The organism is Aminobacterium sp., assembly GCF_034926885.1.
Lineage (GTDB): Bacteria > Synergistota > Synergistia > Synergistales > Aminobacteriaceae > Aminobacterium.
The window spans coordinates 143,173-155,607 of sequence record NZ_JAYFQR010000018.1 but is presented as its reverse complement, the minus strand read 5'-3'; the positions used below and the strand labels follow the sequence as shown (position 1 = coordinate 155,607).

The window sequence follows — 12,435 nt, the reverse complement described above, 5'->3', positions numbered from 1 at the left end:
AAGGTTCGGCAACTCCTGGAGTATAGGCAATAGCCAGATCGGCCATGCTCTCTACGGGAAGCTTGCTCGTAATGGCAACTTTCCCTTTGGATTCCTGATGGGCAGATAGTGCTTTAGCGTAAATTTCCTCTTTGCGCATAAAAATCCTCCTCATTTATAATACATAATAGTTCTTGTTAAATTTGCAATAATGAATGTCTAAATTATCATACGGCGTGAAAAATTTCTTTATCCTGATATTCTACACGTCTTACCGTTCTTTCGTCAGAAAATATTTATAAAGAGGTGATATTGATGGTAAAAAGGCTCCTTCATCTGTTGTCTGTTTGTTGTGTTTGCTGTGTATTCTTTTTCTTGCCATTTGCTTCTTGGGCACAATCGTCAGAACAAACAGAAAAAATAGAGATTCCTGAATCGCTTCAAACTCCTAATACTCCATTGACATTTTTTATTGAGGAAGATGAGAGTTCTTTCCCTCAAGGTCTTCGTCAGAAGTTGACCTATTCGGCTAAGGGAACTCGCTCAGAAGCCAGACATAGTTTCCTCTACATAGAAGATAATCTTGTTCCTGATACTTTTACCTACGTGGAATATAAAAAATCGGCATGGTCTTTTGAAAACCGGAATTATATGTGGGGAGATGACGGCTATTGGCCCACAGAAGCGCATAATGTGATTGAAAGTTCTCAAAAGTTTACAGAGGAGATGGAAAAGCAAGGTTGGTATAAAGGGAATCAGATTTTACGGGGAACTCCTGATCATTGGGTATATGTTGAATGGAGAGGCGGCAGTGCGTTTATAGCTCCTGATAAAATTGAGTCCTTTTTAGAAAATTATAGTCTGCCCATTCTCCCCAGAGAAGGACAAGTAGAGATACGACGTTCTTGATAAAGAAAAGAAGACTTCGGTTCGGAGTCTGTTAAAGATAATAGCTATAAGTGATCATGATAGAATAGGCAATATCCATTCTACCTTTATTCAAGGGGGCACATATGTGACGTGGCTCAAGATAAGAAATAAGGTTTTTCTCATAAGCCTTTTCTTTCTGTTGCTTTTTTTGCCTTCCTCTGCTCAAGGACGGGATGAGATTATTTTCGAACATCTCTCCCTTGAGGAGGGACTCTCGCAAACGACAGTAAATACTATTCTAAAAGACCATAAAGGGTATCTCTGGTTTGGAACAAATGGTGGCTTAAATCGCTATGACGGGTATAGTTTCAGGGTTTACCGTCATGAACCTTTTTCTTCAAATAGTCTCTCGAACAATATGGTCACGTCTCTTTATGAAGATAAAAATGGTATTTTCTGGATAGGAACATTTGGAGGGGGTCTTAATAGATTTGATCCCTCTCGAGAAATTTTTCAATCATATAGATACTCGAAAGATGCTTCTTCTCCACCTGACGATCTCATTTCTCATGTAATAGGAGATAAAAAGGGGTATATCTGGGTTGGTACGTTTCAGAATGGTCTGGGGTGTTTTGACCCTGAAAGAGAGACGTGGAATATATACCTTGATGATGATTCTTCAGGATTTAGCGGAGAGGGAGTGTTAAACCTCTATGTTGATTCAAAGCATCAATTGTGGGTTGGCACCAATAAGGCACTGAACTTCCACACGAAACGAGATACGTTTATCCCATATTATGCTCATTCAAAAGAAGCCCTACCTGTTACTGCCATAACTGAGGGTAGAAAAGGCTTCTTATGGATTGGTACCGCTTCTGGAAAACTCTATCGATTCTACCCCCAAGAGGAAAAATTTGAAGAAGTTCCCCTAAAAGAGAAGGGAGAAGATGTTTCTATTCATGCCATTTCAGGCCTTTACGAAGATATCTTTGAAGATGTGTGGATAGCTACTGATGGCGGAGGTTTACTGCGTTTTGACCGTGCAACGGAAGAGGCCCTTGTCTATCGTCATGAGCAAAATAATCCCAGGGCTTTGCGGGACAATAAAATACTCTCTATACACGGAGACAGAAAAGATACAATCTTTCTGGGAGACCTCACTGGCATCGTCTGGTTGGGAACCCACTCCAAAGGCATTGAAAAATTTCATTTGAAACGTCCCTTTCAGAGATATAACGGTAAATCTTTTCTTCTTCGTGAAGTTGCAGGAGATAATGTCTATGCCATCTATAAAGAAGGGTACGATAATCTCTGGATAGGAACATTTGGAAATGGAGTGAAGCTTATTTCCAAGGAAGGTGAAACACAACATTTTCTATCAGATATAGATGATGAGCATAGTCTTGCGAGCAATAGGGTCTTTTCTATTTTTCAAGACAAAGCAGGCGACATATGGATAGGAACTGACAGAGGACTCTGTCGTTATAACAAGGTAGATAGCAATTTTACGACTTATGAAAATACTCTTTTCCCGTCTTCATTTGGGGGATCGAATAAGATCACGACACTTTTAGAAGATTTTAAAGGTACCTTTTGGGTAGGAACATCAGAAGGTCTCTATCGTTTCGTTAGAAAAGCAGGCCTTTTTGAAGCCATTCCCTGGTCAGCAGACGAAGCTTCGTATTTAAGAGAGGATATCATATCGTGTCTTTTTGAAGACAGCCGCCATAATTTATGGATAGGAACATCAAATAACGGCTTCTTTAGAATTAACCCCGTTGAAGGCAGAGTAGAACACTATGTAAATGATCCTCTTAATTCCAAGAGTCTTCCTGCCAATCGGATCTTCTCTATTTATGAAGATAGAGAGGGCGTTTTTTGGCTGGGCACAGATGTGGGGTTATGCCAATTCGACGAAACCAGCAAAAAATTTCTGCTCTTAACAAAAGAAGATGGATTTAGGGGAGATTCGATTCGAGGCATTTTGGAAGATAACTACCGCAACTTATGGATAAGTACGAACAATGGACTTTCTTGTTATGACATCAGAATGAATACGGTAAGAAACTACAATCTTGGGGATGGCCTTCAAGCAAAAGAGTTTAATGCCTCAGCGACCTTTAAGGATTCTTTTGGCCGAATGTATTTTGGTGGTATCAACGGATGTAACAGCTTTTTTTCAACAGATGTCTGGGAAAATTCTCATGTGCCGCCTATTGTTATTAATGAGGTTCTTGTAATGAACAAGCCAGTTCAGCCTTTTTGGGCTGCGGGAGGAAGACGACGGGTTATATTAAATTATAGCGATAAATTTCTTTCAATAGACTTTTCGGCTCTTGACTATACACACCCTGAGTCTAACCAATATCGCTACAAACTTGAAGGGCTAGATAGAGATTGGGTCAATGCTGGAAACAGGCACTTTGCTTATTATACTAACCTCCCTCCGGGGGAATATACTTTTCGAGTTGTAGGTTCAAATAATAATGGAGTGTGGAATCAGGATGGAGCGGAACTCGACATTGAGGTAATCCCTCCTCTTTGGAAGACGCCTCTCGCTTATACTGGATATGGCTTTCTCCTTCTCGCTTTACTCTGGTTTATTCGAAAATATCTTATGAACAGGCAGGAAAAAGAGACTGAGCAGCGGCTACGTATTGTAACGGAACGAACAAATGAACAATTACGTTTTATAAATAAAAAACTTGAGGAAGCTCGAAATCATGAAGAAACATATCGAAATCAATTGCGAAGCCTCGCCTCTGCTCTTTCTATGGCCGAAGAAAAAGAGAGACGTAGAATAGCGGAAGTAGTTCACGATTCCATAGGTCAGAATTTAGCCTTAACCAAGATTCGACTGGCATTGCTTCAAGAGGGAATAAACGATGATTCTCAAAAAGACGAAGTGACGGCAATACTGTCTTCTCTTGAGGAATCTATCAAGAGCACTCGAACACTCACTTTCGAGTTAGGCTCCCCTATCTTATATCGTTTGGGATTTGCTGCATCAGTAGAGTGGCTTGCCGAAAAGATGCAGGAAAACTACAGTCTAAGTATCTTATATGAAAACCAGGGGTTACCAGAAGAAATGAGCGATGATTTAAAGGCATTTTTATTCAGGGCCCTTCATGAATTGTTGCTTAATGTTGCTAAACACTCTGGTACTGATAAGGCGTATGTTAAAACGTCGTATTCTGGAAAGATGATTCGGATGACAGTCTGTGACGAAGGAAGAGGTTTTGATACGCATAATATAGATGAAGGAATAACCAATAAGCAGTCATTTGGGCTTTTTAGCTTGAGAGAACGACTCTGTTCTCTGGGAGGCTATATGATTATTAAGTCAAAGGAAAACAAAGGGGTACGAATCACCCTTTTTGTGCCGGCTGATTCCTTTAATGTATAGGGAGGTATCTTGCCATGGCAATACGGGTTTTACTTGCAGATGATCATCAGATTGTACGTGAAGGCTTGCGGCTTCTCTTAAGCAGACATCCTGAAATAGAAGTTATAGCTGAAGCCAAGGATGGTGCAGAGACAGTTGCTCTTGCGGAATCTTTACGCCCCGACATTGTTGTTATGGATATTAAAATGCCTGTAATGGACGGTATTGAGGCAACCGAAGAAATTCAAAAAAGGGCTTCAGGAACAAAAGTTGTTGCTTTGTCTATGTATGCTGATAGAAACTTTATTTCTGAGATGTTTAAAGCTGGCGCAAAAGGATTTTTATTGAAGGATTGTGCTTCCTCCGAGTTGGTTGAAGCTGTTAAAACAGTTTATAATGACCGGGTGTATCTTGGCCCGAGTGTATCAGACATCGTTGCAAAAATGTACATTCATTTTGTTCAGCAAGGTTCCTCTCCAAATGAAGAAAAATTGACAACGAGAGAGCGGGAAGTGTTGATGTATCTTGCAGAAGGCAAAACGAACAGAGAAATAGCCGATTTGCTTCATGTAAGCATTAAAACGGTAGGAACCCACAGACAGAACCTTATGCGAAAGTTAGGGCTTGAAACTATAGCTGATCTGGTAAAATATGCTATTCGAAAGGGGCTCGTTTCTCCGAGTCAGCACTAATTGTAGTTCTTAGGTACTATTGTCTGTTTCCTGTTTTGCTGAGAAAAATCAGCTTTTGTGAAAACGAAGCTTGTTTTTTTCAGTTCTTTTCCGATGGTTAGAGGGTAAGACTGTACCTATTATTGGTAAATGCAGTACAATACAAAGGAGGGTGCAGTCGCATGCAGGAAAAGAAAAAAAAGCTAGGTCTTCTTCCACGTCTTATCATCGCTATTATTTTAGGTATTATAATCGGTTCTTTTATGCCTGAAGTGGTGATAAGGGTTTTAGCTACGTTTAATGGGATTTTTGGTAACTTTTTGGGCTTTGTTATTCCTCTTATCATTGTTGGATTTGTGGCTCCTGGTATTGGCGACTTGGGGAAGAGTGCCGGTAAAATTTTGTTAGTTACCGTGGTGCTTGCCTATGTTTCAACTCTTATAGCAGGTTCTTTAGCTTATGGAGTTGATTCAATCATTTTCCCCAATATCATAAAGGAGGGCAGTATGCTGGCATCGGCATCAAACCCTGGAGAAGCGCTTCTTGCTCCCTATTTCAAAGTTGAAATGCCGCCACTCATGGGGGTTATGAGTGCCTTGCTCATTGCCTTCACGTTGGGTATTGGTATGGCCGTTATTGATGGGAAACGTCTTAATGAAGTAATGCACGAGTTCCAGAATATTATAGAGAAGCTTATCAGTGCCATTATTATTCCTCTTCTTCCTGTACATATTTGCGGTATCTTTGCCAATATGACCCAGGCTGGTGAAGTTCAGATGTTAATGGCAGTTTTCCTCAAAGTGTATGTGGTTATTATCGCTCTTCACGTTGCTATTATTCTTTTACAGTATTTTGTGGCTGGTACAGTAGCAAAGACCAACCCGTTCAAAGCTATTAAAAACATGATTCCTGCCTATTTGACAGCTATCGGAACACAATCTTCCGCAGCTACAATTCCCGTGACGTTAAGACAGACGTTACAGAATAATGTGTCTCCACGTGTTGCGCAGTTTGTTATTCCTTTGTGTGCTACAATTCACCTTTCAGGAAGTACAATAACGTTAACGAGTTGCGCATTGGCCGTCATGATGCTTCATGGAATGCCCTTTTCCTTTGCGACAATGTTCCCCTTTATCATCATGCTTGGCGTAACAATGGTTGCCGCTCCTGGAGTACCGGGCGGTGCTGTTATGGCAGCTCTGGGGGTGCTTGAATCAATGCTTCACTTCAATCCCACTATGCTTTCGCTTATGATCGCACTCTATCTGGCACAGGATAGTTTTGGCACGGCATGTAATATCACAGGTGATGGAGCCATCGCTTTGATTGTAAATAAGATTGCAGGTAAAGAATCAACATCAACGTCGTCATCGTCATCAACTATGACGACGTCAACGTCGACGTCAACGTCAGGAGCATATACAGAATAAGGTATATTCAGGGACCTCTTCGGAGGTCCCTTCTTTTTGTTTTAGCAATTCATCATAATGAATTGTGAAGGAGGAATGAGTAGTGAAAAACATTTTAGTTACAGGGTGTTTGGGACAAATTGGAACAGAGTTAGTTAAAAAGTTACGTTCACAGTATGGAGCTGCTCATGTTGTAGGTTCAGACATTAAGACAGCAGGTGTGGAAAAACTCGGCGATGGCCCCTTCGAAATTCTTGACGTTCGAGAGAGCGATGCTCTTGCCAATCTTGTGGAAAAATATAATATAGATACCGTTATGCACTTGGCAGGTCTTCTTTCGGCTGTTGGAGAAATGAAACCTCAGCTTGCCTGGCAAATAAATGCAGGTGGACTTTTTAATACTTTGGAAATTGCAAGAGAAAAAGGGTGTTCTGTATTTTTCCCAAGTTCCATTGCGGCCTTTGGGCCTAATACCCCTCTTGATCACACGCCACAAGATACAATCCAGCGGCCAACAACTATGTATGGCATTACAAAAGTGGCGGGAGAACTTCTTTGTGATTACTATCATAAAAAATATAATCTCGATACACGAGGAGTGCGTTTCCCCGGCCTTATTTCTTATGAAACGGAACCAGGTGGAGGAACAACGGATTATGCGGTAGAAATTTACTATAAAGCTGTAACAGATAAACATTATGATTCTTTTATTGCGGCAGGCACCTATATGGACATGATGTATATGCCAGATGCCATTGATGCAGTAATACAGCTTATGGAAGCGGATTCATCACGACTGAAGCACCGTAATGCTTTTAATATTTCTGCTATGAGTTTTGACCCTGAAGAAATAGCTGCCTCTATCAGAAAGTTTATGCCCAATTTTACGTTTGGATATAATGTGGACCCTGTTCGTCAATCTATAGCCGAGTCGTGGCCTAACTCTCTTGATGTGAGTGCGGCCCATGAAGAGTGGGGATTTAACCCTCTATATGATCTTGATAAGATGACGAAAGATATGTTGGTTCACTTAGAGGAGAAACTTCTTAAAAAAGCAAAATAAGAAAGAAGAGTAAAGACCGAGTTACATGTGACTCGTAAGAAGGGGGAAGGATGTATGACGGTACAAAAAGCTTTTATTACGGAAGAACTCGAAAGATTGAAGCGGGAAGGTTTATATACGAATATTCCTGTAATTTCCAGTCCCCAAGGAGCCTGGGTCGAAATGAACGGGAAGAAATATCTTTCTTGCTGCTCTAATAACTATTTGGGCTTTTGTAACGATTCGGCTCTTAAAGAAGCTGTAAAGAAATATGTTGATACATGGGGAGTTGGTCCGGGAGCAGTTCGGACAATAGCCGGAACATTAGCTCTTCATCTTGAACTTGAAAAGAAGTTGGCGGAATTTAAAGGAACCGAAGCGACAATGTTGCTTCAATCTGGCTTTTGCGCCAATCTCGCAGCTATTCCAACACTTGTTAATAAAAACGATCTTATTTTTAGCGACGAGTTGAATCACGCGTCTATTATTGATGGATGCCGTTTAAGCAGGGCAGAAATTGTACGCTTTAAACATGCGGATCCCAAAGACCTTGATGTTCAGCTGACGAAATATGATAAACATGATTGCCATAAGCTTGTTATTACAGATGGTGTCTTCTCTATGGACGGAGACATTGCTCCTCTGCCAGAACTTGTTGAAGTAGCAGAAAAACATGGTGCCATGATTATGGTTGATGATGCCCATGGAGAAGGAGTTCTTGGTCGAGGCGGACGAGGGATAGTTGATCATTTTAATCTTCACGGTCGAGTAGATGTAGAAGTCGGAACGCTCTCAAAGGCTTTTGGTGTTGTTGGAGGATTTGTAGCGGGTAATGCGGATGTTATTGACTATATGCGTCAAAAAGCTCGCCCCAATCTTTTCAGCAGCGCTATGACAGTTCCCGATCTTGCAGCAAATATGGCAGCTCTTGAAGAGCTCTCAAAGAGCGAAGATCGAGTGAAACGTCTGTGGGAGAATGGTCGCTATCTTAAAGAGGGCTTGAAGAATATGGGATTCGATATCGGACATAGCGAAACTCCGATTACCCCGGTTATTATTGGAGAAGCTCTTGATGCAAAGAAGTTTAGTGCCCGACTTTTTGAAGAGGGAATATTTGCCAGTGCCATTACGTTCCCCACGGTACCTATGGGAACAGCTCGTATTCGAGTGATGGTCTCGGCTGCACATACACGAGAAGATCTTGATTTTGCCCTTGAGAAATTTCAGCTTGTTGGGGAGGAAATGAAGATCATTTCATCATCAAGATAGGCGTAGAGTGAAAGGAGAGGTTTTGTATGTTTGAAAAAGCATGGGAAGAACTTACAAAGACAGATCAAGCGATAGCCGATGTTATAACTAGGGAAAGAGAACGTCAGGAGCATGGTATAGAGTTAATAGCTTCGGAAAATTTTGTGTCCCCTGCAGTTATGTGCGCAATGGGATCTGTGTTGACAAACAAGTACGCGGAAGGATACCCTGCACATCGCTATTATGGTGGATGCCACATTGTCGATGAAGCAGAAAATCTTGCTCGGGATCGTGCCAAAAAACTTTTTGGCTGCGACCATGTTAACGTTCAGCCTCACTCTGGTTCCCAGGCAAATATGGCAGTTTACTTCACATGTTTGCAGCCTGGAGATACCATATTGGCCATGAATTTGGCTCATGGTGGGCACTTGACCCACGGTTCACCTGTTAATTTCTCTGGAAAGCTTTATAACATCATTCCCTATGGAGTAAATAAAGAGACAGAAACAATAGATTTTGCAGAGGTAGAACGCCTTGCCCTTGAACATCATCCGAAGCTTATCGTTTGTGGCGCTAGTGCTTATCCTCGCGAAATAGATGCGGAAAAGTTTCGAGAGATAGCCGACAAAGTTGGCGCTCTTCTCATGTTTGATATTGCTCATATAGCAGGCCTGGTCGCTGCTGGCCTTCATAAAGACCCAGTTCCTTTCTGTGATTTTGTAACGACTACAACGCACAAAACTCTGCGTGGTCCCCGCGGTGGAATGATCATGTGCAGAGAGCAATACGCCAAGGATCTTGATAAGAGTATCTTCCCCGGAATGCAGGGTGGTCCTCTTATGCATATCATTGCGGCGAAGGCAGTGGCTTTTGAAGAAGCTCTTCGTCCTTCATTTAAAGAGTATCAGAAGAAAGTTATAGAGAATGCCGCAGTTTTAGCAGAAGAATTGAAACAGCATAATTTCCATCTTGTTTCAGGAGGAACAGATAACCATCTGATCCTCATCAATCTTACAAGTCGTGGAGTAACAGGTAAGGCGGTAGAGGCTGCTCTTGATAAGGCGGGTATCACTGCCAATAAGAATACTGTTCCCTTCGATACTCAAAGCCCCTTCATTACAAGTGGCGTCAGAATTGGAACGCCAGCTGTTACAACGCGAGGATTCGGTGTAGCAGAAATGAAACAGATTGCAAAATGGATAGATGATGTTGTAACAAACGTAGAAAACGAAAAGGTGTTGGAAAGAATTCGCTCAGAAGTCCTTGAGCTCTGTGGAAAATATCCCCTCTACGCAGGGCTATAAAAACGACACTCTTTTCTTTTTAAGGTCGGGATTTATTCCCGACCTTATTTTTTTACAGACCTGTAACTTGAAGATTTTGACCTTACAGTGTATTCTTTGGTCCGGATTCCGCTAGAAACTTTGTAGAGATACAGAAATAAAATGTTGTAAGAAAATGGAGGAAACACTTTGCATTCGTTTGTTCGTCGTTCGTTGTCTTTTTCATTAGGTGTTGTTTATTTTACATATGTTCTGGCTCCCATTTTTCTCATACTCGTTGGTTCTTTTGGAGCCAAATGGTTTGGAACGCTGCTTCCCGAAGGTTTTACGTGGTCATGGTATAAAGAACTTTTCTCTCAACCAATGTATATTGATGCCTTGAAGAGAAGCCTTGTTGTTGCCTTTTTAACAGTGATTGGAAATGCCTTTGTTTGCCTTCCCGCTGTTTATGCAGTGCACATTATAGATAAGCGATGGTTACGTTCTCTTTTCAACTTTACAATTCTTCTGCCCATTGCCATTCCTCCTGTAGTCATGGGATTGGGTATGATTCAGGCTTTCAACTGGCCAGGGTTTTCCCTTATCGGAACGTGGCAAATCTTGGTAGTAGCTCATATGGTCTATACCCTTCCCTTTATGCTTCGTCCGCTCATGGCAAATATGGATCTTATCAATTGGAAAACCTTAGAAGAAGCAGGGGCATCTCTTGGTGCCGATACCATGATAATGATGCGAAGGGTTCTGGTTCCTAATTTATTACCGGGCCTTGTTTCCGGAGCTCTTATGACTTTTGCTATGTCCCTTGGAGAATTTCAGCTTTCAGTAATGCTTACAGGATCTCAAAGTCAAACATACCCCGTAGTTTTATATCAGGCATTTTATGTAAGTACTGGTTTTGCTTGTGCAGCAACGACAGTTTTAGCCGGACTTTCACTCTTCTCCCTCTTCGGAGTTATGGGATTGGGAGCACTCTTTGGTAAATCAGGACACAAACAGACCCTTTTTGGGAGTTGAAAATATGAGAATAGTTAGTGTAATCGGTACATCTACCGCAGATCAGGCTATTTGGAACAATGCGTATCAAGTAGGCCGGCTTCTTGCGGAGCATAACTGTGTAGTGGTTTGTGGAGGACGCGGTGGAGTTATGGAGGCCGTGTGTAAAGGAGTGGCCGAAAAAGGCGGCCTTTCCATCGGGATTTTGCCGGGAGACCGTTCTGAAGCCAATAAATGGGTAACATTTCCTCTGTCTACATGTCTTGGTGAAGCTCGCAACACTGTTGTGGTTTCCTCTGGAGAAGTGGTTATCTCTATTGGAGGGGCCTATGGAACTCTGTCAGAGATAGGTTTTGCCCTCAAAATGGGGCGCACTGTAATTGCTCTCGGAACATGGCAGATTTGTGACGAAAATGGGCAGCCTGCACCATTACTTCATGCTCAAACGCCTGAAGAAGCCGTAGCTATGGCTTTAGAAAAACTTAAAGAAGAAAGGAACGAAAACGAGTGAGTAATGTAGACCTTCAACACGTCGTAAAACGATTCGGTCGGTTTACGGCTGTAAACGATATATCATTGAGTGTTGAAAAAGCAGAATTTCTTTCTCTTCTCGGCCCTTCAGGCTGTGGAAAAACAACAACACTTAGACTTATTGCCGGTTTTCTTGCCCCTGAAGAAGGGCACATCTTTATCGGAGGAGAAGATAAGACGAATACAGGGCCCCGAAATCGTCAGGTTGGCCTCGTATTTCAGAATTATGCCCTTTTCCCCAACCTGGATGTTTTTGAGAATGTTGCCTTTGGACTTCGAGTTCGTAAAGTAGCTGCATCTGAAATAGAAAAAAGAGTATTGGAGCTCTTAGAGATGGTGGGGTTGGCTGACAAGCAGAGGTCTTTTCCTCGCCAACTTTCGGGCGGTCAACAACAGCGTGTAGCTTTGGCAAGAGCTTTGGCCATACGTCCAGATGTTCTCCTTTTAGACGAGCCTCTTTCCGCACTTGATGCAAAGGTAAGAAATGCCCTTCGTTTTGAGATTAAAAAAATACAGAGAGAGAGCGCAATCACGACAATTTACGTAACGCACGATCAGGAGGAAGCCCTTTCTATTTCAGACAGAGTCGCCGTTATGAACAAAGGGAAAATTGAGCAGGTAGGTACGGCTTGGGATATCTATGCGGCTCCTCAATCTCTCTTTGTGGCTGATTTTGTTGGGGTAAATAATATCTTAAGCATAACGAGCGATGGAAGTGGATGTGGACGCTGGAGAGACACGGAAGTGCGTTTGGCCTGTCTGAACAACCGTCCTTCAGGAGAGTATAAAATCATGATTCGTCCAGAGCGGTTGAAGATTGCAGAAACTATAGAAAATAATAACGTGCTTACTGGAGTTGTTGAAGGAAGAGTCTTTCTTGGCCCTCTTTCTCGTATTGCCGTGGCAATAGGCGAAGAACGCCTATTGGTTGATGCTCTTAACATGCAAACGACTTCTGTTGAAATGGGCTCAACCATTCATTTGACTTTTACTCCGGAAGATGGGCACGTTCTAGAATAAAAAT

The 12,435-nt window shown here is 42.0% G+C and carries 10 protein-coding genes; all 10 read left to right on the top strand.

The genetic code is table 11. The features are described 5' to 3' along the window. Window positions 1-294: 294 nt before the first annotated feature. The 10 genes from VB083_RS08860 to VB083_RS08815 all read left to right on the top strand — a co-directional run bounded on the left by VB083_RS08860 (window position 295) and on the right by VB083_RS08815 (window position 12,431). Complete coding sequence (locus VB083_RS08860) at window positions 295-888, top strand: hypothetical protein (RefSeq protein WP_213691688.1); 594 nt, start codon at window positions 295-297, stop codon at window positions 886-888. Between the two features lie 106 nt (window positions 889-994). Continuing rightward, window positions 995-4,255: a two-component regulator propeller domain-containing protein gene (locus VB083_RS08855; RefSeq protein ID WP_213695197.1), complete on the top strand. Its 3,261-nt coding sequence runs from the start codon at window positions 995-997 to the stop codon at window positions 4,253-4,255. Between the two features lie 14 nt (window positions 4,256-4,269). Continuing rightward, window positions 4,270-4,926 carry a response regulator gene (locus VB083_RS08850; RefSeq protein ID WP_213691690.1) on the top strand — a complete coding sequence of 219 codons (657 nt, stop codon included), beginning with the start codon at window positions 4,270-4,272 and terminating at the stop codon, window positions 4,924-4,926. A gap of 161 nt (window positions 4,927-5,087) precedes the next feature. Next, the gene (locus tag VB083_RS08845) at window positions 5,088-6,335 is read left to right on the top strand and encodes a dicarboxylate/amino acid:cation symporter (RefSeq protein ID WP_213691691.1); all 1,248 of its coding nucleotides are present in this window, start codon (window positions 5,088-5,090) and stop codon (window positions 6,333-6,335) included. A gap of 82 nt (window positions 6,336-6,417) precedes the next feature. Beyond that, on the top strand, window positions 6,418-7,377 hold the full coding sequence (locus VB083_RS08840) for an L-threonine 3-dehydrogenase (protein WP_213695196.1): 960 nt from the start codon (window positions 6,418-6,420) through the stop codon (window positions 7,375-7,377). 54 nt (window positions 7,378-7,431) lie between these two features. Next, window positions 7,432-8,625: a glycine C-acetyltransferase gene (locus tag VB083_RS08835; protein WP_213691693.1), complete on the top strand. Its 1,194-nt coding sequence runs from the start codon at window positions 7,432-7,434 to the stop codon at window positions 8,623-8,625. Between the two features lie 26 nt (window positions 8,626-8,651). Further along, on the top strand, window positions 8,652-9,908 hold the full coding sequence (gene glyA / locus VB083_RS08830) for a serine hydroxymethyltransferase (protein ID WP_213691694.1): 1,257 nt from the start codon (window positions 8,652-8,654) through the stop codon (window positions 9,906-9,908). Between the two features lie 168 nt (window positions 9,909-10,076). Continuing rightward, the gene (locus VB083_RS08825) at window positions 10,077-10,901 is read left to right on the top strand and encodes an ABC transporter permease (protein ID WP_323401990.1); all 825 of its coding nucleotides are present in this window, start codon (window positions 10,077-10,079) and stop codon (window positions 10,899-10,901) included. Window positions 10,902-10,905: 4 nt separating this feature from the next. Further along, window positions 10,906-11,391: a TIGR00725 family protein gene (locus tag VB083_RS08820; RefSeq protein ID WP_213691696.1), complete on the top strand. Its 486-nt coding sequence runs from the start codon at window positions 10,906-10,908 to the stop codon at window positions 11,389-11,391. Next, window positions 11,388-12,431, top strand: coding sequence for an ABC transporter ATP-binding protein (locus tag VB083_RS08815; protein ID WP_213691697.1), 1,044 nt, complete (start codon window positions 11,388-11,390; stop codon window positions 12,429-12,431). The genes VB083_RS08820 and VB083_RS08815 overlap by 4 nt, the downstream gene beginning before the upstream one ends. The last annotated feature ends 4 nt before the right edge of the window (window positions 12,432-12,435 follow it).

What these genes read in the sequence shown, in the direction of transcription:
- VB083_RS08860 (WP_213691688.1), top strand. Translation starts at nt 295, where the DNA reads ATGGTAAAAAGGCTCCTTCATCTGTTGTCTGTTTGTTGTGTTTGCTGT.
- VB083_RS08850 (WP_213691690.1), top strand. Translation starts at nt 4,270, where the DNA reads ATGGCAATACGGGTTTTACTTGCAGATGATCATCAGATTGTACGTGAA.
- VB083_RS08845 (WP_213691691.1), top strand. Translation starts at nt 5,088, where the DNA reads ATGCAGGAAAAGAAAAAAAAGCTAGGTCTTCTTCCACGTCTTATCATC.
- VB083_RS08835 (WP_213691693.1), top strand. Translation starts at nt 7,432, where the DNA reads ATGACGGTACAAAAAGCTTTTATTACGGAAGAACTCGAAAGATTGAAG.
- glyA (WP_213691694.1), top strand. Translation starts at nt 8,652, where the DNA reads ATGTTTGAAAAAGCATGGGAAGAACTTACAAAGACAGATCAAGCGATA.
- VB083_RS08820 (WP_213691696.1), top strand. Translation starts at nt 10,906, where the DNA reads ATGAGAATAGTTAGTGTAATCGGTACATCTACCGCAGATCAGGCTATT.